Below are 20213 nucleotides of genomic sequence, written 5' to 3'. Positions count from 1 at the left end.
CTATCCCTATTGAGGAATTTATGGCTGTTGAGCGTACTCTGTCCATTATCAAACCCGATGCCGTCCAGAAAAATGCCATTGGTGCCATCCTGGGTCGTTTCGAAGCAGCGGGCCTTCGTGTGATTGCCAGCAAAATGCTATATCTCCGCCAAGAAGATGCGGGTAGTTTTTATGCGGTTCACAAAGCCCGGCCTTTTTATGGCGAACTTTGTGCGTTCATGAGCAGCGGCCCGGTGCTGGTCAGCGTGCTGGAAGGCGAGGGTGCCATCCTCAAAAATCGTGATCTGATGGGTGCCACCAATCCCAAGGATGCCGCTCCGGGAACCATCCGTGCAGATTTTGCCGACAGCATTGATGCCAACGCCGTGCATGGTTCTGACAGTGCCGAAACGGCGGCCTGGGAAATCAGTTATTTCTTTAGTCAACGGGAGATTTTTTCGCGATAAATGAGTGCCGAAGCTTCGGTAGTGATTCCGGCTCAAAAGCCGCATCTTCTGGGACTGAATCCGCAGTCTCTCGCTGCCTTGTTGACGGAATGGGGAGAATCTCCCTTTCGCGCCAAACAGATACTGCAATGGATTCATGGGCGGCAAGTCTCTGATTTTGCAGAGATGAGCAATATCAGCAAGGCACTACGAGCGCGTCTGTCAGAAGAAACGCTTTATGCTGAGCCGGAAATCCTGGCCGATCAGCTGGCCGCGGATGGTACCCGCAAATGGTTGCTGGGATTACCCGACGGTAACGCTATCGAAACCGTCTTCATTCCCGAAGAAGATCGGGGCACTTTATGTGTTTCCTCCCAGGTGGGCTGTTCCCTGGCCTGCAGTTTTTGTGCAACGGGCGCTCAGGGTCTCAGCCGCAATCTGGAAACTCACGAAATCATCGCCCAGATCCGTATCGCCCGACAGAAGCTGGGACTGGATGCCATTACCAATATCGTATTCATGGGCATGGGCGAACCGCTGCTGAATTTAAGGCATCTGTTTCCGACCCTGGATTTGTTGCGCGACGACTTTGCCTATGGTTTTGGCCCCAAACGCATCACTGTCAGTACGGCGGGGGTCGTACCGGGTCTGGATCGCCTCGGAGCGGAAAGTCCGGTCAATCTGGCCATCAGTCTGCATGCGAGCAGGGATGAGGTTCGCGACATTCTGGTCCCCATCAATCGTCATTATCCTTTGGCTGAGTTGCTGGATGCCTGTCGTCGTTATCCGCTGCCCCCGCGGCGCCGGATTACCTTCGAGTATGTCATGCTCGACGGAGTCAATGACAGTGACGCCGATGCCCGGGCCTTGTTGCGGATATTGTCGGGCATTCCGGCCATGGTCAACCTCATTCCCTTTAATCCCTTTCCCGGCTCCGACTATCAGCGTTCGCCCCAAAGGCGGATTGATGCTTTTCGGGATATTGTCATGCGTGGAGATGTCATGACGGTCACGCGGCGACCACGCGGTGACGATATTGCCGCGGCCTGTGGTCAACTGGCCGGACAGGTGCGTGATGGCCGACGCAGTATTCCCTTGAAGGTGCAGGCATGAGAAGCGACGCCGTAATTTTTCATAAACCCAGCAGAACCCGTCTATCGCTAAAAATAATGATGCCTGCTTTGCTGACCGCAACGGCAATAAGCGGCTGTGGACTGTTTGGCAGTAAAAACAGCGCCATGACACCGGATCAGCAAATGGCGGCATTCATTGCCCACGAACATCGCACCCGCGCCCGGAATCAGGGTCTCCAGGCTCCTGCGGATGATGGTAAAGCCAAGGCGGGTATTTATACCTCCTTGGGTACCGCCTACTTGCAGGATGGCCATCCCAGACAGGCTATCCGCGAGTTGCAAAGGGCTCAGCAGGTCGATGGCAGCTATGCGGATGCCTACAATGTGATGGGTCTGGCCTATGAGCGGTTAGCCCAGAACCACTTGGCAAAGCAGGCTTTTGAACAGGCGCTGTCACTGGATGGCAAGAATCCCGAATACCGCAATAATTATGGGGCTTTTCTGGTCAATGCCGGTGACTACCAGGAAGCCATCGTGCAGTTGAAAATGGCGACAGTCGATCCTTTATACAGTACCCCGCAATTTGCCTGGACCAATCTGGCACAAGCCTACGCCGGGCTGAAAAACTTTTCTGCGGCACGCGATGCCCTGAATCGTGCCCTCTACCTCGTCCCCCATTACCCGCCCGCCCTGCAGATGCTGGCGGAAATGGATTTCAGGGAAGGCCACGTCAATACCGCCTTCAGCCATCTGCAGGTCGTGCTGGCCCAGGAACCGGATAATCCCGATGCCTTGCTGCTGGCAGGACAAATTGCCGCCCAGCAGGGTCGCAACACGGAAGCCACAGCGCTTTGGCAACGTTGTGTGAATGCGGCACCTTATTCCGCGGCTGGTAAGAAGGCCCAGCAGTTGTTACTCCAGCAGGGTTGAGCAAGCGATGGACGCCATGGATGAAAGCCAGAATCATTCGGATTTGCGCAGCGCCCGCGAGGCTCGGGGCTGGACCCTGCGGCAGGTTGCAGAGCAATTGCACATTACCGAAGTACAGGTGCAGGGTCTGGAGGAAGGTGATTATAGCGTCCTTCCGGGCGCCACTTTTGCTCGGGGGTTTCTGAAAAATTACGCTCGCCTTCTGGGTCTGAATCCCGAACCTTTGTTGCGCAGTTATGATGCCGACAATGCGGGTTCAGGACTTTCTCCCACCCAGCAACTCCTGCCGGATGGGGAAAGCCCCTTGCTCGATTACAGTAAAAGAACCTTGTTGATTTCTTTCCTGATTGTGGTGGCGGTGGTTGTGGCCATCTGGTGGTTTTGGGGTCGTTCCGGAACCTCAGCGACCCCGCATCCCGTTAATACCCAGCCTAGTGTTTCCATGCCTGCAACACTGGCTCCGCCCGTAGTGCCTACGACATCGGTGCACAGTGTGGCCTCTGCTCCCCAGAGAGAGGCAGCTCCCACTTCCAGTTCCCCCGTTGCAGCAGCACAATCCGCTGCTGCCGCTCGCGCCAAGGCGGCTGCGGGCATTTCTTTCCAGTTTCAGGCCAATTGCTGGGTGCAGGTCAAAGACGCCACCGGCAAGACCTTGCTGGCGGTGCTTGGGCGTCCGGGTGATCTGCTCGATGTGCACTCAGGCAAGCCCCCCTATCAGGTGTTGGTGGGTAACGCCCGGGGGGTTACGATCCACTATCAGGGGAAACCCGTTACGCTTCCGGCAAATGCGTTGGGTGTGGCCCGACTGCAATTGGGCACTGCGCCCACCGCAAGTACGTCATCCGCTGTAACCACTGTAGCCCCAACGCGCAGTACAGATCGACAAACCCATGCAGTTACTCGGCATCCTGCTATGCTCGGTACATCATTAGCAAGCATTGCCGCTCCATCAACATCTGCTGCGCTTTCAACAAGCGCCACTGTCACTAGCGAGGCTTCCCATGCACCATGAATCTTCTATTCAGCGTCGTAAGACCCGGCAAATCCACGTTGGAAAAGTGGCCATCGGTGGAGATGCGCCCATCAGTGTGCAAAGCATGACCAATACCGAAACCCGTGATGTGGCAGCGACAGTGGCGCAAATTCGCCGCCTGGAAGCTGTCGGAGCAGATATTGTCCGGGTGTCTGTACCGAGCATGGATGCTGCGGAGGCATTCAAGGCTATTCGCGCCCAAGTGGAGACACCTTTGGTGGCCGACATTCATTTCGACCATCGCATTGCGCTGCAGGTCATGGCCGATGGCGTCGATGGTTTGCGCATCAATCCGGGCAATATCGGTTCACTGGACAAAACCCGTCTGGTTGTGGAAATGGCCAAGGACAAGGGCATTCCCATTCGGATTGGGGTGAATGCCGGCTCTCTGGAAAAGGATATCCAGGAAAAATATGGGGAACCCACCCCGGAAGCCTTGGTGGAATCGGCACTGCGGCATGTGAGTATCCTGGACGAATTGAACTTTCATGATGTCAAAATCAGCGTGAAAGCCTCCGATGTATTTCTGGCGGTGGGTGCTTACCGCTTGCTCTCGGAGAAAGTCGATTACCCCCTGCATCTGGGCATTACCGAAGCGGGGGGACTGCGCTCGGGTACGGTTAAATCTGCCATTGGCCTGGGTTTACTGCTGCGGGATGGTATCGGCGATACGATCCGTATTTCCCTGGCGGCTGATCCAGTGGAAGAAATCCGAGTGGGTTTTGATATTCTCAAAAGCCTGCATCTGCGTCAGAAAGGTATCAATCTGATTGCCTGTCCTTCCTGTTCCCGGCAGGAGTTTGACGTGATCACCACCATCAATGCTCTGGAAGCCCGCCTCGAAGATATTCTGGAGCCCATGGACGTGTCGGTGATTGGCTGCGTGGTCAACGGGATTGGTGAGGCCAAGGAAGCTGACATCGGGCTGGCGGGAGGCGACAAACGCAGCATCCTCTATTTTCACGGAAAGCAGGTTGACCGAGTCGAGAATGTGAATATCGTCGATGTGTTGGAAAAGCGGATTCGTGCCGAAATCGCGGAGCGTCAGGCTGCGCGGCATGATGCCTGATCCGGGGCATTTTTATGGCGGTTAAGGTATTGCAGGCGGTGCGGGGAATGAATGATATTTTCCCGCCCGAAGCCGCAGGCTGGCAGGCTCTGGAAACAGATCTGAGAGCCCTGCTGAAGCTCTATGACTACGGAGAGTTGCGCCTCCCTTTGCTGGAATCGACGGAGCTGTTCGCCCGGGCCATTGGCGAGGTCACCGACATCGTCCAGAAAGAGATGTACACCTTCACAGATCGCAATGGCGACAGCCTGACCTTGCGCCCCGAAGGCACTGCCGGTTGTGTGCGCGCGGCCATCCAGCATCAGACCATGCGCGGGCAGACGCCACGTTATTACTACATCGGTCCCATGTTTCGTCATGAACGTCCCCAGAAGGGCCGCTACCGCCAGTTTCATCAACTGGGTGTAGAAGTGTTCGGCCAGGCCGGTGCGGGAACGGATGCGGAAGTCATTGCCCTTTCTGCACGTCTTCTCAAGCAAGCGGGAGTAGAGGCTGCGTTGCAGATCAACTCACTGGGAAGTCCCGCAGCACGCGCGGCCTACCGAGAGCGCCTGCTGGCCTATTTGCGCCCCCGGCAAGCCGCTTTGTGTGCGGACTGTCAAACCCGTATGGAGCGGAATCCCTTGCGGGTTTTGGACTGCAAGGTGCCTGGCTGTCAGGAGATTGCCAGCGCGGCTCCCCACCTGGTCGATCATCTGGATGCAGAATCCGCCGAGCATTTTGCCAGCCTGCAGTATTTATTGACGGCCCTGGATATTCCCTATGTATTGAATCACAGCCTGGTACGTGGACTGGATTACTACAACCGCACGGTCTTTGAATGGGTGACGGATGCACTGGGTGCGCAGGGTACCGTACTGGCAGGGGGCCGTTATGATGGCCTGGTGGCCCAACTGGGGGGGCCGGAAACGCCCGCTATCGGTTTTGCCGTAGGCCTGGAGCGATTGTTGGCCCTACAGGAAATCCAGGGGAAGCTCGCCACCGCTCCAGTACCCGTGCTTTTTGTGGGGGCGCTGGATGAAAGCAGCCTGGCGCCTGCCTGGCGCTTGGCCGAGCATTTGCGTGACCACGCTATCAGTGTGGTCAGCGGAGGACCGGCGTCTTTCAAATCCCTGATGAAGCAGGCGGAGCGTTCCACGGCCCAATTCCAGGTGCTCATTGGTGCCGGACAGCTCCAGGGTGAGCCCGTATTCATCAAGGAACAGGCTGGGGAAGGGCGCTGGGAGGGCAGTCTGGATGCAGTGATCAGTGGTTTGCAAAGCCTTGGCGTTGATTTCCCCCAGCATGCACCCCATACTGAGCACAATTTTGCCACAGCCAGAAGATTAAAGTGACCGGTCAAGAATTTTCCGCATTGCTCTCCCGCCATCGTGTCGCCCTGATTGTGGGGGTGATTGTCATTCTTCTCGCCGCCATGGGTTTTTTTGGCTACGAGAAATATCAGCGCCATCAAACTGAAAAAGCGGCCGTACTGTATAATGAATTGGTAGATACCATGATTCAGGGGCAGAACAGTAGCGCCCGTGCCAGTGCGGATACCTTGATTCATCAGTACGGCCACACGCCCTATGGGACCATGGCGCGGTTTTTCCTGGCCCGCCTGGATATGGAAAGCAAACAGGTTCCTGCAGCCGAAAAATCGCTCCGCGTTGTCATGGATAATTCTGCTGCCCCGCGCGGCATGCGCAGTTTGGCACGCATGAATCTGGCACGCCTGTACGTGGATCAGCATCAGCCCCAAAAAGCCCTGGATTTACTGCAAAAGCCCGACCCCGCCTTTGCCAGTATAGCGGATGAAATCAAGGGTGACGCCTACGTCTCCCTCAAGCAGGTGAGCGAGGCCGATCAAGCCTACCAGGCGGCCATGAAAGCCTTGCCTGAAACCGACCCTTATCGCAGTTATCTTCAGATGAAGATAGCCAATATCGGAGTTACGCCGTGATGCGAGGTATTCTTTTCAAAAGCATATGGCGTACGGCCGTTCTGGGAACCGTTGCCGTACTCCTCAATGGTTGCGGGGTCATGTCCTGGTTTCAGTCTTCCCCTGGTCCGAAAACACCTCCGCCCCTTAGTAAGGGAGAAAACCAGGTGGCTTTTTCCACGCAATGGCAGGCACGGCTTTATGGCCTGTGGCCCATCAATCCTTACCAGGGAACCGATATTGCTCATCAGGGTCGACAAATTGTGGTGAGCGACGCCTCGGGACATCTGGTCAGTCTGAATGATGCCGGCAGCCAGCAATGGATACGTAGCCTCGCGGGTAAAAGTGCACGGGGTGCGACCATCGCCCATGGAGTGGTGTACACCGGCACCACTGCAGGAAAGGTGTTTGCATTCGATGCCAAAAATGGGCACCAGCTCTGGTCGGTGCAGTTGACTTCCGAAGTATTGACCCCAGTGGTTTATGCGCATGATCATTTACTTTTGCAAACCGTCAATGGCCATCTCTGGGCGCTGAATCCCAAGGACGGCAAGGTGCAATGGACGTTTTCCATGAACCAGCCCTCCCTGATTTTGCGGGCAGTTTCTACTCCCACCGTGCATAACGGGGTAGTGTATGCCGGATTCGCCGACGGTACTCTGGCCGCCTTGAGTCTCTCCACGGGTGCCGAGTTGTGGCATGCCCGCGTCGCCATCGCTCATGGAAGTAATGAACTGGCACGTATGGTGGATGTGGCTGCTCGTCCCGTTGTGGCTGATGGTCAGGTTTTTGCGGCAGCTTATCAGGGCAATCTGGCAGCCTATGCCGAGCAGAGTGGCACTCAGAACTGGAGTGTCCCCATGTCGGTTTATTTGACTCCGGTCTGGTTCAAAAACCATTTGTTTGTTGCCGAAGCGGATGGGGCCATTGCGGAAATTGATCCAGGCTCCGGTAGCGTGCTGTGGAGAAACACTCGCCTCAAGGGTCATGCCATGACCGGTCTGAGTAGTTGTGGGGAGGACTTGCTGGCGACGGACAATGGGGGATACCTCTATGTTTTCGATCCAGAATCCGGGCACAGGATTGGTCAGACCCGAATTTCCTCCAGCGGCATTCAAAGCAGCCCTGTCTGTCTGGCCAATCACCAGATTCTTGCCCTCAGCGATGCGGGTACTTTGTATCGGATCAAGCTCTCAAAGCGCTAAGGCTGTGACATGACTGCAGTAATTGCCCTGGTTGGGCGCCCCAATGTCGGCAAGTCCACTTTTTTCAATCGCCTGACCCGTAGCCGTGAGGCACTGGTTGCAGACTTTCCGGGTCTGACCCGAGATCGCCACTACGGGACGGCGCAATTTGAAGGACGCCAGTATCTGGTCATTGATACGGGTGGCTTCGAACCGGAGCAACGCGAAGGGCTGGTGGCGGCCATGGCCATCCAGACCAGGCTGGCCATCCAGGAAGCCGATGCCATCTGTTTCCTGGTAGATGCCAAGGAAGGCTTGTCTGTCCAGGATGAAGAAATTGCCACAGAATTGCGTCGCGGCGGCAAACCCATTTATCTGGTTGTGAACAAAATGGACGCCAAAGGCGCGGTCAGTGAACTCCCGGAATTTCACCGTCTGGGGCTGGGCATGCCCTATACCATTTCCGCCGCCCATGGCCATGGGGTGGAAACCCTGCTGGAAGCGGTTTTTTCCGATCTGCCCAATGAGGACAGTACCCAGCAGGATGTGGGTAAAGGGCCGCGCATTGCCATGCTGGGGCGGCCAAATGTGGGTAAATCCACGCTGGTGAATGCCATGCTGGGTGAAAAACGGGTGCTGGTGTTTGATGAACCCGGAACCACCCGTGACAGTATCCGGATTCCCTATGAGCGGGAAGGTAAGCCCTATGTCATGATTGACACGGCCGGGATGCGCCGCCGTGCCCGGGTGGGTGAAGGTCTGGAGAAACTCAGCGTTTTGAAAACCTTGGGGGCTTTGCGGGAAGCCGATGTGGTGCTCCTGGTGCTGGATGCCCGTGTGGGCATTGCCGAACAGGACTCCCATCTGGTCGGCGTCGCCGTGGAGTTGGGGCGACCCATTATCGTGGTCATCAACAAGTGGGATGGTATGAGTCCGCATGACCGCAAGGCGGTCAAAGAGGAACTGGAGCGGCGTTTGAACTTTATTCAGTACGCGCCGGTGTACACCATTTCTGCCTTGCATGGTACAGGGGTAGGGGATCTTTACAAAAGTATTGACCGCCTCTGGGAAAATTCCCGCAAACATTTTTCAACGGGCGAATTGAATCGGGCGCTAGCCGAGATTATTGAAACCCATCAGCCACCCATGGTCGGCGGTCGCCGGATCAAGTTGCGCTATTGTCATCAGGGTGGCGAAAATCCCGTGACCCTGGTTTTTCACGGGAATCAATTAACGCGCTTGCCCGGGAGTTACAAGCGTTACCTGGAAAGCGCCTTTCGTAAAAACCTGGGTCTGGATGCCATTCCTCTGCGACTGATTTTTCGTCAGGGTGAAAATCCATACGATCCACAACCCAAACGAGGAAAGCATTAAATGAAAGGCAGTCTGGTTGGATGGTGGCGTTGGGCCATCGTTGCTCTGTTGATTTATCTGGGCATTTTATGGAGTGGCCAGATCCTTCCCGTGAATCCTCAGGGCTTGTGGATGCGTGCAGGAGAGTATGCGCTTTGGGCCACAGTGGCCCTGGGAGCCATCGCCCGCTTTTATCCGGTGCTGGGCCCCTATGGCTGGAGGCCGGTAACCATTTTTCTGGGAGCGATTTTATCCGGACTGGAAGTGTTTATCGGCTCGGGTCCGGACAGCAAAACCCGAATTGATGAATGGATGACCGCCCTGATCGGAATCGCCGTGATCACGATTCTCGCCCGGGTGCTACCAAGGAGCATCACGGTGATCTGGTTTGGACAGGAGGTAAAAAAACGTGAACCTTTTACTCGTACGCCACGCTGAGGCGGAAGATGCCGCCGTATCCGGCTCCGATTTTGCGCGGAAGCTGACTCCTCATGGCCGGCAAACAGCAGCCGATGTCGCCCGAGCTTTACGTCACTGCCTCAGCGGGTCGGTGCTGCTATGGAGCAGCCCTTTGTTGCGCACGCGCGAAACCGCCGATTATATTGCCCAGGCTTTTAAAACTCCCGTCGATCGATATCATGATGCCATTCCTGCGGGAGATCTGAATGCGCTGAGCCGGGATTGGCAGGCCTTGGCAGAACCGCCAGAAACCCTGATTGTGGTAGGGCATCAGCCCCATCTCGGCATCTGGACGACGCGGATTACCCGCATCAGTTTACCAATGAAGAAAGCCAGCGTAACCGGTATTTATTTGCCCAAGGCAGACCATCTGAAGGGCGAGCTGCAGTGGTATGCTCTGCCGAAAATGATGTCCAGAATGGTCTCTGCCCCTCGGACTTAAGCTTGGTCATTTCAGTTGGCATGGCAAATGGGTGTATATTAGACAAGGTCACTTCACATGTTCATTCAGGAGGTGTTAGATGTCCGAAGCAGCAGATCTCGTTATTATTCTCATTACCGGCGCAGAAAATCCCAAACGTCTTCCCTCTGCCTTTTTTCTGGCAGCCACTGCTGCTGCAGAACAGAAGGTCGTGATGTATTTCACTGGACCCGCCACGGAATTGCTCGCTAAGGGTAAGGCAGAAAGCATTTTCCCGATGGAGGGCGGTAAAAGTGTGGCCGACTTCATGAAGCTGGCCGAAGATAATGAAGTGCAGATTATTGGTTGCCTCCAGTCTCTGGAGCTAAATGGCATGACCAAGGACGATCTGGCCAAACCCATTCCCATGCTGAATCCCAGCGCGGCATTGCCTTCTCTGGCAGCGGCCGGGCGTATTCTGACCTGGTAATCGTCCATACAAAAATTACCTGATTTTGCGGAGCCCGCCCATTCGGACGGGCTCTATTTATAAGGATGTTTTGTCATCAAACTGTCATATAACTGTGCTAGATTGCTATCCACGTCTCGTCAGGACTGCCTGTTGGGCATTGATGACGTATGGTGTGTTTTGTAAATAAGCCGTAAATCAACGTATTCGCCATCTTTGGAGGTCTTATGTTCTATCGCTTGAAGAAAGAATTTTCTCGCAGTGTAAAGGGTGCGGTCATGATTTCTGCGCTGGGACTTGCCGGCATGTATGCCATGCCCGCCAGTGCCGCCACGATTTCCTTGCTGGAAACGGGCTCCACGCTGCTGTATCCGCTTTTCAATCTCTGGGTACCTGTCTACACCAAGATGAATCCAGGCGTTCAGATCACCACCCAGGGCACCGGTAGTGGTACCGGTATTGCGGAAGCCATCTCCGGAGTAGCTCAGATCGGTGCCTCCGATGCCTACATGAGTGATGCCCAGATCAAAATGCACCCTGACATTTTGAACATCCCTCTGGCCATCTCCATTCAGATGATCAACTACAATCTGCCGGGTCTGAACAATAAGCACCTGAAACTCTCTGGTCCTGTGCTGGCCGACATTTACTCCGGCAAAATCACCAACTGGGATGATGCGGCCATTGCCAAGCTGAATCCTGGCGTGAAACTGCCTAACCACCAGATCATTCCGATCCACCGTACGGATGGTTCTGGTGATACGTTCATTTTTACCACCTATCTGTCAGATACTTCTCCGGTCTGGAGCAAAAGTGTTGGCTACAGCACGACCGTGAGCTGGCCCGCCGTGCCGGGTGGTATTGGCGCTGAAGGCAATCCGGGAATGGTCCAGGCCCTGAAGACGACGCCTTATGGTGTGGCCTACATCGGCATCAGCTGGAAGAAGCCGGTGGAAGAAGCCAAGCTGGGTCTGGCCATGCTGAAAAACCGTGCCGGGAATTTTGTCCTGCCCACGGTTGAAAATGCCAAGGCTGCTGCTGATGAAATGGTCGGCAAGACCCCTGCCGATGAACGTATCAGCCTGGTCTATGCCCCTGGTGCCAAGTCCTACCCCATCATCAACTATGAGTATGCCATTGTCAGCAAGACTCAGCCCCAGCCGGAAGTGGCTGCGGCTCTGAAGAAGTTCCTGAACTGGGCCATTGATCCCAAGGGTGGTAATGCTCCCCACTTCATCACGGCAGTGAACTTTGTACCGTTGCCTGAAAGTGCTGCTGAACTGTCTCGTAAGCAGATCGCAGAGATTCACTAAGGTCTGCATGATGCCGGGAAATTTTCCCGGCATCTGTTGTGATCCCCTATTGATATGCTACTTTTACTTGAATAAAGTTGAAATTTTGGGAAAGCGTAATGAAAATTCCGGTATTCAGAATATCATTAATAGCTACGGCAAGTTTATTGCCCTTATCCTTAATTTTATTGATTGTTTTTTTGGTGATTTATTCCTGGCCAGCCATAGAATATAATCAGTTTCATTTTTTGTGGACCAATGACTGGAATCTGGGAAATTTGTATGGGAATCCCGTTGAGGTGGATGGTCATCAAATCATGCCTGGTGCCAAATATGGCATCTGGTTCCTGGTGGTTGGAACCCTGGCTAGCTCTATTCTGGCCATGCTGCTGGCCATGCCCATTGCCATTGGCGCAGCCTATTTCTTGAGTGAAGGTATACGCAAATCCTGGTCTGGGCCTTTATCCTTGTTAGTGGATCTACTGGCCGCCATCCCCAGTGTGGTTTATGGACTCTGGGGTTATGCTTTGCTGGTTCCTTTGTTTGGTAAAACTATTTTTCCATTTTTGGCGGATACCTTTTCTTTTGTTCCTTTTTTGAATGGCAGCCCGGGCAGCGGTTATGGATTGCTGACTTCGGCTTTCGTGCTGGCGGTCATGATTATTCCGTTGATTTCAGCTACCCTGCGCGAATCCATCCAGATGATCGAGCCCGCTTTGAAGGAAGCAGGATTAAGTCTGGGTTTGACGCGTCTGGAGGTGTTTTGGCACATCATCCTGCCAAAGCTGAACAAAGTGCTCATTGGTGTAGGTATCCTGGCCTTGGGTCGAGCTCTCGGTGAAACCATGGCCGTGCTCATGGTCAGTGGTAATGCTCTGAACTATCTTCCAGGGAATATTTATGCGCCCATTTCCACCATGGCTGCTTTTATTACTTCACAACTGGATAGCGCACTGCAGGATCCCACCAATATGGCTGTAGAAGCTTTATCCGAAATTGCCCTGGTATTGTTATTGATTACCGTATTGGTCAATATTTCTGCAAGATTGATTTTGTGGATGGAAAAGGTGCGCTGATGGCTGCTAGTAAGGTCTTAGAAAAACAGCTCTCGACGAAAACAATTTCTCCCAAGACTTTTAAAATGTCTTTATGGCGAAAAATACTGACGGTATTTGCCACATTCGCCGTGATTGCTTCTTTTGTCTTTCTTGCGATCATGTTTTTATCCATTATTGGCGATGTGCTTATCCATGCCTGGCCTGCCCTGAATATCAAATTATTGACAGAAATCACCAATGGTATAGGTGGTGGCCTCAAAAATGCTATTGAAGGATCTATCATCATTTCTCTGGGTAGCTTGTTATTGGCGGCACCCATAGGGATTTCTGCGGGAATATATCTGAGTGAACACGGACAAGGGCTGGCCGGGAAAACCCTCCGATTTCTTTCTGACGTGCTTGTTGGAGTACCTTCCATAGTGCTAGGGTACGTCGGCTACATCACCATGGTCATTTATCTGGGTTGGCAGTTTTCCCTGGCTGCGGGCATTATCACATTAACGGTTATGTTACTGCCTTATATTGCTCGATCCACCGAGTTAGCCATCAGCAATATACCCCTGGCTGTTCGAGAAGCGGGTTATGGGTTGGGAGCAGGAGAGGGGCGGATTGTTTTCAAAATTCTCTTACCTGGAGCTGCTCCTGCCATCATGACCGGACTTTTTTATTCCGTTGCCTTGTCCATGGGGGAAACTGCACCGCTGCTCTATACAGCGGGCTGGTCAAATTACATGTGGACGGGAAACCTCACAAAAGAACCCATTGGTTATCTGACCTATGTCATCTGGACATTTATCAACGAACCTTTTGCTGAATCCCATATGTTGGCATTTGCTGCAGCATTTCTTATAACCTCTGGTGTTTTACTGCTTATCCTGCTCGGACGTTGGTACATGGTTCGTGCCCAGAAGCGGATGGGGGCTTACCGCTAACTCATCTGGAGAAGACCTCCATGACTTTTTGGTCTTCCGAACCCGCCAGCAGTTCCCTGGCTCTGACCAAATGCTCTGCAGCTCGACCCCGATCGCTGTTATCCGCCGTTTGCCAGATAGGAAATAAAGTATTTTCTTCACGATTTTCATGTTTTGCCAGAGAGCCGGATAACATGGCACAGATGGCTGGCAACATGCCATAGTCCTTTTCTGCAAAACTTTCTTCGACCAGACGCGATTGCACAATAATGCTGTCATGTTCAAAAAGCATGTCCGCCAGAGGACCTTTTTCTTCTCCGCCACCGAGAACTGGCCCCAGCAGATTGTTTTCCAGATGGACATGGCGACGTAATCCCAGCCAATAGTCCTGGAAAATATTTTCTGCCTCGACAAAGCGATTTTCGTTTGCCGCAGCCAGAACCTGGGCAAATTGCTGATCCAGGCGATAATGATCCCACGTCAATAAATCGACGACATCTTTGGCTTCTGCTTCAGCCCGTGGCTGTACTGCAATCTGCCAGAGTGTGCCATCGGTTTCCGCGGTCCAGGAGATGGCGTCGCGCAACTGAAAAGCAACCGCTCGCATCATCGCTGCCGGATCAGAATCGGTCAGCACCTGCAGCCTTTGTCCGGCAGACAAACGGATGGCTGCGGCATAAACAAGGGGTTGGGCTTCGGTATAGCTCATTCCTCGGACATCCAGCGCGTTTTTCACGGACAAATCATGAGCGGAGCGGGTTGCATCAATTGCCATGACGAATATCCTTCTATTTCAGAATGGTGCCCAGGGCCGGACTCGAACCGGCACGGCATAAGCCGAGGGATTTTAAGTCCCTTGCGTCTACCAATTTCGCCACCTGGGCAAAGTACTCGCTGACCTTTACATTATCTGTTTCTCGTGAAGCAGTAAGCCCTGGTCAACAGTGCCTGCATCATAACAAGATCATCTCTTTCAGACCAGATAGGCACCACCACCTCCTGGACGAATTGCATAGTCATCAGACAGGTGCTGAAGCATGGGCTTGGAAACATGCAAAGAAACTGTAAGTCATTCCCTGCGAGTCAGGCAAGATTCGTCGGTTTTCTACCCAGCTGGGAAAGTCCTGCTCTACTGGAAACAGTTGGTGCATTTTCCCATATATACCAAGAGCTTCCCAGATAAACCAAAAATATAACGAATAGCAATCATGCCCAGGGAATGTAGTTTACCGATGCTCCGTTTTTAGCAGGCACTTGTACGCAGACTGACCGGTCGGTATTATGGATAATGATTTTTCGTCGAGCTTCTTAAGGAGGCATCATGACTGACCTGTTTTCCCCATTAACGCTGGGAGACATCACCACTGCAAACCGCATCCTGATGGCACCGCTCACTCGTTGTCGAGCGGAAAGGGATCATGTTCCCACAGCACTTATGGCTGAATATTATGCGCAACGTGCGAGTGCTGGGTTGATTATTGCTGAAGCCACGATGATTCTGCCCGGTAATTCGGCATTCTGGCATGAGCCGGGCATTTATTCGGATGAACAGATCCAGGGGTGGCGTCTGGTGACTGATGCCGTACATCATGCTGGAGGTAAAATAGCCTTGCAGATCTGGCATGGCGGTAGAGCATGTCACCCTGACCTGAATGATGGCGCTATCCCTGTTGCACCGAGCGCTATTGCTATCAGCAATGAAGAAGTGCATACCCCCAAAGGCAAACAGGCCTATACCCTGCCGCGCGCACTACTGGACGAAGAGATTCCTGCCATCGTGGAAGGTTTCGCTCAAGCTGCCCGCAATGCACTTGCTGCGGGATTTGATATGGTCGAAATCCATGGAGCAAATGGTTATCTACTGGATGAGTTTTTACGTGATGGCAGTAATTTGCGAACGGGTCCTTATGGTGGTTCCAGAGAAAATCGGGCAAGATTGCTTTTTGAAACAGTGGCAGCAGTTTGTGATGCGATTGGCGCGGATAAAGTCGGGATTCGTTTGTCCCCGCTGAATAGCTTCAATGACATGCGAGATAGCGATCCGATTCACTTGTTGGGTTGGCTTGCCGATCGTCTAAATGCTTATGGATTGGCTTACTTACACGTGATACGGGCAGATTTCTATGGACGTCAGACAGGAGATGTATTATCTGTAGCCCGGCAAAACTTCCAGGGGGCATTAATTGCAAACATGGGTTACTCCCCAGAAGAAGCTAAAAATGCTGTAGCATCAGGCCAGATTGATGCCATCGCCTTTGGCACCGCATTTTTGGCAAATCCTGATTTGCCAGCCAGAATTTATCGGCATCGTTCCCTGAATGTACCCGATTCAGCGACTTTTTATACCGCCGGAGCAAAGGGCTATACCGATTATCCTTCGCTTGAAAAAATATAATATAAAAACAAAAATACTGCCCGGCGAGCCAGGCAGTCAAGGGTATGGTCCCTGAGCAGATTATCCGCTGTAGGCTTCGATTCAGGTGCGATCTTTGCCTTGGTGGATTCTGGCGGTGCGGGAATACGGTCTGGGCCGCTGCCCAAACATCTCAAGGCCAGCGCCCCGGCCAGAAGCAGAGTAGGGGATAGACCCAATAGTCGTGTCATTTTAGCCGCCACCTCGAAATAATCTGTTGATCTGAGGTACTCGCTTTGGGCGCAGGCAGCCTGCCGAAGCCACAAATCATCGAACACCAGGGGTCTGAGGCCCAAAGCTAGGGAGGAGGCATAGTTGAACACAAGATGGACTTTGACCGGTCACACTCAAACAGGCTGATTGATCCAGTCGAGTGGGTGGGTAATTTTGGTTTTGTCACCCAGAAAATCAAAATTACAAATGGGGTTACGCTAACTGTTTGTTTTATATGGTGGGTTGTGAGGGGATCGAACCCACGACCCGCTGATTAAGAGTCGGATTGCGGGTCCTAGCAAAAACAATACCTTGCAATAAAAACAAAAGGTTATTCTTCCCGCGATTTCCCGAAATTGCCCGGTTTTTCCCAAAATTGCACCACTAATTGCACCACTTGCACCACATCCGCTATGCTTTAGCTATACCGTTATAACCTTAGCAGAGGACACTATGGCTAGCATTTTTCAGCGTGGGAAATATTGGCGGGCGCAGATTCGTCGGAAAGGGTACCCAACCATGACCATGACATTTGATACCAAGCTGGAGGCGCAGCGATGGGCCGTCGAAAAAGAAACCGAAATTGGCAGAAGCAGCCCGGAGCAGGTTCGACAGCGTATCGAAAACCGCCAGTACACCTTGAATGAAGCATTAAACCGCTACGAGCAGGAAGTATTGCCCGGCAAGAGTAACAATGCACAGACTAAGGAGCCCAGCACAATCAAAAATTTGCGTGACTCATTGGGCGGCATCCCGCTCACTGAAATCACCGGCGCTGTACTGTCACAGACTATCCGGGATTGGAACAACAGCAAACGCTGGAGCGCTAACACGGTTAGAATACATCTGTCTCTGCTGTCTTTTCTGTATAATGTTGCACGCAAGGAATGGGATATGCCTGAGCTTATCAACCCAGCCTCTTTGGTACGCCGACCACGGCTGCCAAAAGGACGAGACCGTCGTCTGGTGGATGATGAAGAAAGCCGGTTACTCCGGGAATGTGCACTTACGAATCCGGAGTTGGCGGATATCGCACGTTTTGCTATCGAAACGGCTATGCGCCAAGGGGAAATCATAAGCATGACCTGGGACAATGTACATCTGGACAGACATACTGTCTTTTTGCCTAGAACCAAAGACCCCCGTCTGGTCAGTGAAAGCCGGACTGTGCCTTTGTCCGAAGTCGCTGAAATGTGTCTCGTTCGACAACGTGAAAGGTTGCGCTCACCCAGCCCATCGTCGGCAGTTTGGACATACACACAAGAGGGCCTGCGCAGCAGTTACAACAAGGCCCGTATACGCGCCGGAATCGTCGGTATGACTTTTCATGATTTACGCCATGAAGCCATCAGCCGCTTAGGCGATGAAGAAGTGCCTGTCATGACCATACAGGCCATCACCGGCCACAAATCCATGCAAATGCTGAAACGCTACATGCATGTATCCACACGCACCCTGGTCCGCACGATGCGGAAGTAGCCGAAAATACCTGTAGCCTGTTTCATAAGGACCAGCGCATGTAACCGCCCGTTCAAGATTCCCATGGCCCTGTGATCCGGGTTTCGCCATACTCGCGGCGGTCGTCAGGGAGGAGGTAATGCGCTGCACGCTCAGGCGGCGCTCTCATGGTGCCGGGTCTGGTCTCCGATTCCGGCCAACAACCCGGACACGAGAATATCCTCATCCAGCTCCGGCCAGTGCAGCCCACTGCCGCCGCCGCTGATCTCATACACCGCCCGCTGCTCGGGCGTCGCCCGCAACAGGCGCGGAAAATAGGCTAACGGTACGCCCAACGTGCGCCCATCTAGCAAATCCACCCACAACATCTCACCCTCGAAACGCGCTGCCTTAGCTAAAGAACTCATGCCATGCCTCCTCTATCTCCTGCCGCCGTTCGGCTACGAGTCCGGCCAGCGTGCCCTGCTCCTGACTGTTCAACCCGTAGCTTTCCGCCAGACACACCTCCGGGTACAGCCAGAACTTCGCGACCGCAGCTCCTTTGCGTACATGCACATGCACAGGCTCCCGAGGATTCCCCTCGTTGGAGTAGAAAAAGAAGGCGTATCCCTGTGCGCGAAAGACGACGGGCATAACTGATCTGGCTTCCGTGTGAACACTATAGGAAAAGTGTACCGCATACCCGCGAAAATCTCAGCCCTCCAGACATATCCCACCCCTGAAAACTGGACATAACGCCCACAACACGCAAGCCACCATAACACTGCGCATTGCTACGATGGGCGCATGACAGGAAAAGGAAATCCATTATGACCACTACTGATTCCCTCACCAAGCGTGACACACTGAACTTGCGCATCAAGCCAGAAGCGCGCGATCTGATTGACCGTGCCCCCGCTCCCAATGTGCGTCTGCAAAAAACTCTGCAAACGCTGGCGCCGTGGGATCGGTAACCATCACCGCGCCGGTGCCTCTTGCCGCACAGCCAAGAAGGCTGTTATCACGTTGAATAGGCCTATAGCGGCCCAGAAATACGTATTTTAAAATTTCGTGGACACGGGCCACTTCCCCCTCCTCATAACGGGTCGAGTGACCGCCCAATGCCTGAGCATCCATGCAGCAGGCTGGGTGTGGTTTCTGCTTCAGAGGTAAGGCGTGGGAACAATTTGATCCCACGGTCCGGCGGCACACCGTGCAATATATCGTTATTTGAGAAGCGTATGGGATTTGGGCGTCACCAAAACGTCATCAAAACTCCGTACCGCAAGCGACTTTTTAAAGCCGACAATGCCATTGTTAAGTGGGCTGAGACCTTTCTGCATCTTCCCTGGGTGAGCCTTCTGCGGGGGGTTGCAAGGCGGCGAGGGCCATGAAATCAGAGTTCAATGCCTCTACAACCCGCATGGCCAAATCTGGATGGATTTTTGTTTCACGAAGAGCCACATAAAGAGCGAATGGAGACTTCAGCGCATAAATCATTTTTTCCCCCTTGTTGATAATCAGATGGAAGTATTTCACCAGCACTTCTATTTTATCATGACGTTTTGCCGCAAATTTTTCAGGTGAAAGGGCGACGTTTATCCCATTTATCGGAAAATGATACGAATAAACGCGAAAATACCCGGTTAATGATGCGCAATTGGGAAACAAGCGGCTGTACTCTGGTGGCAGGTGAATAAGCCATGGACTGTGGGTAATGGCTGAAACCATGGGTTCCGGTCAGGATGAACGGCATACTTTGGGTCGAGACCATCGTGAGCCAAAATGACCGGAACAAGCGTCATAAAAACCCTCATAAATACCCCCGCGAGAGGAATAATATGGAAACATCAAGGAACAACGGAGGCCGGCCACGCAAGCATCCTGATATTCGGACAGCTTGGGCGGCGGCGTCAAAAGCCTATCGGGAACGTCAGAAATGGCAATTGACCAAGTTCAAGCCGCTGATGAGCAGCGCCAGTGAGGATTGGTTCACCCCCTCGGAAATCTATCTGCCCGTGCTGGCTCGTTTGGGTCGTGATGCGTTTGACCTCGACCCTTGCTCGCCCAGCCGTGATGGCCCAATCCCCGCACTGAAACGATTTACCAAGGAAGACGATGGGTTGCGCCAGCCATGGCAGGGGCTCGTTTGGTGTAACCCGCCCTATGGCCGAGAGATACGAAAATGGATCGACAAGGCCATTAGCGAGTACCAGGCAGGGGCGGACATTATCCTTCTGGTTCCTGCCCGGACCGATACCCAATGGTGGCATCATCTGATGGATGCCGGTGGGCGGCCTGAATTTCTCAAAGGCCGCATCCGGTTTCTGAGACCAGACGGTACGCCGGGCGCGGCCAGCCCCTTCCCATCGGCGCTAGTTTATTTGATGCACCTGCCATCAAACGCAAATTCTTCCCGCATGGACAAGGGGATGGCGTCCGGGCGCTCCAGATAGCTTCTGGCATAGCGGAACATGCCAGATCGCCCGGCTTCATCATATTCCAGGACCCCGGCAATGACCGGGTCGCCAGCATGGAGATGGGCAAAGACAAAAATACGTTGCTTCACGGCC

General features: G+C 53.4%; 24 protein-coding genes and 1 tRNA gene. 19 read left to right on the top strand and 6 right to left on the bottom strand.

The features are described from left to right. Positions 1 to 20 precede the first annotated feature (20 nt). The 15 genes from ndk to pstA all read left to right on the top strand — a co-directional run bounded on the left by ndk (position 21) and on the right by pstA (position 13598). Positions 21 to 446, top strand: a complete 426-nt coding sequence (ndk, locus tag ACJU26_RS08495) for a nucleoside-diphosphate kinase (RefSeq protein WP_414039260.1) — start codon at positions 21 to 23, stop codon at positions 444 to 446. After that, the gene (gene rlmN, locus ACJU26_RS08490; protein ID WP_414039259.1) at positions 447 to 1538 is read left to right on the top strand and encodes a 23S rRNA (adenine(2503)-C(2))-methyltransferase RlmN; all 1092 of its coding nucleotides are present in this window, start codon (positions 447 to 449) and stop codon (positions 1536 to 1538) included. Positions 1539 to 1597: 59 nt separating this feature from the next. After that, a complete protein-coding gene (gene pilW / locus ACJU26_RS08485; RefSeq protein WP_414041958.1) occupies positions 1598 to 2428 on the top strand; it encodes a type IV pilus biogenesis/stability protein PilW in 831 nt (276 codons plus the stop codon). A gap of 7 nt (positions 2429 to 2435) precedes the next feature. Next, positions 2436 to 3440, top strand: a complete 1005-nt coding sequence (locus tag ACJU26_RS08480; RefSeq protein WP_414039258.1) for a helix-turn-helix domain-containing protein — start codon at positions 2436 to 2438, stop codon at positions 3438 to 3440. After that, positions 3430 to 4530 carry a flavodoxin-dependent (E)-4-hydroxy-3-methylbut-2-enyl-diphosphate synthase gene (gene ispG / locus ACJU26_RS08475; protein WP_414039257.1) on the top strand — a complete coding sequence of 367 codons (1101 nt, stop codon included), beginning with the start codon at positions 3430 to 3432 and terminating at the stop codon, positions 4528 to 4530. The genes ACJU26_RS08480 and ispG overlap by 11 nt, the downstream gene beginning before the upstream one ends. 14 nt (positions 4531 to 4544) lie before the next feature. Beyond that, positions 4545 to 5864: a histidine--tRNA ligase gene (hisS, locus tag ACJU26_RS08470; protein WP_414039256.1), complete on the top strand. Its 1320-nt coding sequence runs from the start codon at positions 4545 to 4547 to the stop codon at positions 5862 to 5864. Beyond that, complete coding sequence (locus tag ACJU26_RS08465; protein WP_414039255.1) at positions 5861 to 6472, top strand: YfgM family protein; 612 nt, start codon at positions 5861 to 5863, stop codon at positions 6470 to 6472. The genes hisS and ACJU26_RS08465 overlap by 4 nt, the downstream gene beginning before the upstream one ends. Continuing rightward, positions 6472 to 7656, top strand: coding sequence for an outer membrane protein assembly factor BamB (gene bamB / locus ACJU26_RS08460; protein WP_414041957.1), 1185 nt, complete (start codon positions 6472 to 6474; stop codon positions 7654 to 7656). The genes ACJU26_RS08465 and bamB overlap by 1 nt, the downstream gene beginning before the upstream one ends. Positions 7657 to 7665: 9 nt before the next feature. After that, positions 7666 to 9009, top strand: a complete 1344-nt coding sequence (gene der / locus ACJU26_RS08455) for a ribosome biogenesis GTPase Der (RefSeq protein ID WP_414039254.1) — start codon at positions 7666 to 7668, stop codon at positions 9007 to 9009. Then, the gene (locus ACJU26_RS08450) at positions 9010 to 9426 is read left to right on the top strand and encodes a hypothetical protein (protein WP_414039253.1); all 417 of its coding nucleotides are present in this window, start codon (positions 9010 to 9012) and stop codon (positions 9424 to 9426) included. Beyond that, the gene (locus ACJU26_RS08445; protein WP_414039252.1) at positions 9398 to 9889 is read left to right on the top strand and encodes a SixA phosphatase family protein; all 492 of its coding nucleotides are present in this window, start codon (positions 9398 to 9400) and stop codon (positions 9887 to 9889) included. Before ACJU26_RS08450 ends, ACJU26_RS08445 begins: the two co-directional genes overlap by 29 nt. Positions 9890 to 9968: 79 nt before the next feature. After that, positions 9969 to 10337, top strand: a complete 369-nt coding sequence (locus tag ACJU26_RS08440) for a DsrE family protein (RefSeq protein WP_414039251.1) — start codon at positions 9969 to 9971, stop codon at positions 10335 to 10337. Between the two features lie 206 nt (positions 10338 to 10543). Further along, a complete protein-coding gene (gene pstS, locus ACJU26_RS08435) occupies positions 10544 to 11629 on the top strand; it encodes a phosphate ABC transporter substrate-binding protein PstS (RefSeq protein ID WP_414039250.1) in 1086 nt (361 codons plus the stop codon). Positions 11630 to 11727: 98 nt separating this feature from the next. After that, a complete protein-coding gene (gene pstC, locus ACJU26_RS08430) occupies positions 11728 to 12684 on the top strand; it encodes a phosphate ABC transporter permease subunit PstC (RefSeq protein WP_414039249.1) in 957 nt (318 codons plus the stop codon). Beyond that, positions 12684 to 13598, top strand: a complete 915-nt coding sequence (gene pstA, locus ACJU26_RS08425; RefSeq protein WP_414039248.1) for a phosphate ABC transporter permease PstA — start codon at positions 12684 to 12686, stop codon at positions 13596 to 13598. Before pstC ends, pstA begins: the two co-directional genes overlap by 1 nt. A gap of 1 nt (position 13599) precedes the next feature. Here the strand turns inward: pstA and ACJU26_RS08420 are convergent, their stop codons facing one another. Beyond that, positions 13600 to 14352, bottom strand: coding sequence for a hemerythrin domain-containing protein (locus ACJU26_RS08420; protein ID WP_414039247.1), 753 nt, complete (start codon positions 14350 to 14352; stop codon positions 13600 to 13602). 24 nt (positions 14353 to 14376) lie between these two features. Beyond that, positions 14377 to 14461, bottom strand: a tRNA-Leu gene (locus ACJU26_RS08415). Positions 14462 to 14898: 437 nt separating this feature from the next. Between ACJU26_RS08415 and ACJU26_RS08410 the strand changes: the two genes are divergently transcribed. Both ACJU26_RS08410 and ACJU26_RS08405 read left to right on the top strand, forming a co-directional pair. After that, the gene (locus tag ACJU26_RS08410; RefSeq protein WP_414039246.1) at positions 14899 to 15972 is read left to right on the top strand and encodes an alkene reductase; all 1074 of its coding nucleotides are present in this window, start codon (positions 14899 to 14901) and stop codon (positions 15970 to 15972) included. Positions 15973 to 16722: 750 nt separating this feature from the next. Continuing rightward, positions 16723 to 17682, top strand: coding sequence for a site-specific integrase (locus tag ACJU26_RS08405; RefSeq protein ID WP_414039245.1), 960 nt, complete (start codon positions 16723 to 16725; stop codon positions 17680 to 17682). A gap of 131 nt (positions 17683 to 17813) precedes the next feature. On the opposite strand, the gene ACJU26_RS08400 is transcribed toward ACJU26_RS08405, so the two are convergent. After that, a complete protein-coding gene (locus tag ACJU26_RS08400; RefSeq protein ID WP_414039244.1) occupies positions 17814 to 18068 on the bottom strand; it encodes a DUF2442 domain-containing protein in 255 nt (84 codons plus the stop codon). Continuing rightward, positions 18052 to 18294, bottom strand: a complete 243-nt coding sequence (locus ACJU26_RS08395; RefSeq protein ID WP_414039243.1) for a DUF4160 domain-containing protein — start codon at positions 18292 to 18294, stop codon at positions 18052 to 18054. Before ACJU26_RS08395 ends, ACJU26_RS08400 begins: the two co-directional genes overlap by 17 nt. 176 nt (positions 18295 to 18470) lie before the next feature. Here ACJU26_RS08395 and ACJU26_RS08390 point away from each other — a divergent pair, with 176 nt between their 5' ends. Continuing rightward, a complete protein-coding gene (locus ACJU26_RS08390) occupies positions 18471 to 18614 on the top strand; it encodes a hypothetical protein (RefSeq protein WP_414039242.1) in 144 nt (47 codons plus the stop codon). 343 nt (positions 18615 to 18957) lie between these two features. Here the strand turns inward: ACJU26_RS08390 and ACJU26_RS08385 are convergent, their stop codons facing one another. Further along, on the bottom strand, positions 18958 to 19371 hold the full coding sequence (locus ACJU26_RS08385) for a hypothetical protein (protein ID WP_414039241.1): 414 nt from the start codon (positions 19369 to 19371) through the stop codon (positions 18958 to 18960). 14 nt (positions 19372 to 19385) lie between these two features. On the opposite strand from ACJU26_RS08385, the gene ACJU26_RS08380 reads away from it, so the two are divergent. Beyond that, on the top strand, positions 19386 to 20096 hold the full coding sequence (locus ACJU26_RS08380) for a DNA N-6-adenine-methyltransferase (protein WP_414039240.1): 711 nt from the start codon (positions 19386 to 19388) through the stop codon (positions 20094 to 20096). Here the strand turns inward: ACJU26_RS08380 and ACJU26_RS08375 are convergent. Beyond that, positions 20021 to 20209 (bottom strand): hypothetical protein, encoded by a 189-nt coding sequence (locus ACJU26_RS08375; RefSeq protein WP_414042000.1) that lies wholly within the window; start codon positions 20207 to 20209, stop codon positions 20021 to 20023. The genes ACJU26_RS08380 and ACJU26_RS08375 overlap by 76 nt on opposite strands. Positions 20210 to 20213: the final 4 nt, after the last annotated feature.

Origin of the sequence: Acidithiobacillus sp. M4-SHS-6, from assembly GCF_047421495.1 — a bacterium.
GTDB lineage: Bacteria > Pseudomonadota > Gammaproteobacteria > Acidithiobacillales > Acidithiobacillaceae > Acidithiobacillus.
The sequence above is the reverse complement of the archived record's forward strand: the minus strand, read 5'-3'. Positions and strand labels throughout refer to the sequence as shown.

Excerpts from the sequence above, each read along its gene's own strand:
- ndk (WP_414039260.1), top strand. The coding sequence starts at position 21 with ATGGCTGTTGAGCGTACTCTGTCCATTATCAAACCCGATGCCGTCCAG.
- rlmN (WP_414039259.1), top strand. The coding sequence starts at position 447 with ATGAGTGCCGAAGCTTCGGTAGTGATTCCGGCTCAAAAGCCGCATCTT.
- pilW (WP_414041958.1), top strand. The coding sequence starts at position 1,598 with ATGCCTGCTTTGCTGACCGCAACGGCAATAAGCGGCTGTGGACTGTTT.
- ACJU26_RS08480 (WP_414039258.1), top strand. The coding sequence starts at position 2,436 with ATGGACGCCATGGATGAAAGCCAGAATCATTCGGATTTGCGCAGCGCC.
- ispG (WP_414039257.1), top strand. The coding sequence starts at position 3,430 with ATGCACCATGAATCTTCTATTCAGCGTCGTAAGACCCGGCAAATCCAC.
- hisS (WP_414039256.1), top strand. The coding sequence starts at position 4,545 with ATGGCGGTTAAGGTATTGCAGGCGGTGCGGGGAATGAATGATATTTTC.
- bamB (WP_414041957.1), top strand. The coding sequence starts at position 6,472 with ATGCGAGGTATTCTTTTCAAAAGCATATGGCGTACGGCCGTTCTGGGA.
- der (WP_414039254.1), top strand. The coding sequence starts at position 7,666 with ATGACTGCAGTAATTGCCCTGGTTGGGCGCCCCAATGTCGGCAAGTCC.
- ACJU26_RS08450 (WP_414039253.1), top strand. The coding sequence starts at position 9,010 with ATGAAAGGCAGTCTGGTTGGATGGTGGCGTTGGGCCATCGTTGCTCTG.
- ACJU26_RS08440 (WP_414039251.1), top strand. The coding sequence starts at position 9,969 with ATGTCCGAAGCAGCAGATCTCGTTATTATTCTCATTACCGGCGCAGAA.
- pstS (WP_414039250.1), top strand. The coding sequence starts at position 10,544 with ATGTTCTATCGCTTGAAGAAAGAATTTTCTCGCAGTGTAAAGGGTGCG.
- pstC (WP_414039249.1), top strand. The coding sequence starts at position 11,728 with ATGAAAATTCCGGTATTCAGAATATCATTAATAGCTACGGCAAGTTTA.
- pstA (WP_414039248.1), top strand. The coding sequence starts at position 12,684 with ATGGCTGCTAGTAAGGTCTTAGAAAAACAGCTCTCGACGAAAACAATT.
- ACJU26_RS08420 (WP_414039247.1), bottom strand. The coding sequence starts at position 14,352 with ATGGCAATTGATGCAACCCGCTCCGCTCATGATTTGTCCGTGAAAAAC.
- ACJU26_RS08410 (WP_414039246.1), top strand. The coding sequence starts at position 14,899 with ATGACTGACCTGTTTTCCCCATTAACGCTGGGAGACATCACCACTGCA.
- ACJU26_RS08405 (WP_414039245.1), top strand. The coding sequence starts at position 16,723 with ATGACCATGACATTTGATACCAAGCTGGAGGCGCAGCGATGGGCCGTC.
- ACJU26_RS08400 (WP_414039244.1), bottom strand. The coding sequence starts at position 18,068 with ATGAGTTCTTTAGCTAAGGCAGCGCGTTTCGAGGGTGAGATGTTGTGG.
- ACJU26_RS08395 (WP_414039243.1), bottom strand. The coding sequence starts at position 18,294 with ATGCCCGTCGTCTTTCGCGCACAGGGATACGCCTTCTTTTTCTACTCC.
- ACJU26_RS08390 (WP_414039242.1), top strand. The coding sequence starts at position 18,471 with ATGACCACTACTGATTCCCTCACCAAGCGTGACACACTGAACTTGCGC.
- ACJU26_RS08385 (WP_414039241.1), bottom strand. The coding sequence starts at position 19,371 with ATGGTTTCAGCCATTACCCACAGTCCATGGCTTATTCACCTGCCACCA.
- ACJU26_RS08380 (WP_414039240.1), top strand. The coding sequence starts at position 19,386 with ATGAACGGCATACTTTGGGTCGAGACCATCGTGAGCCAAAATGACCGG.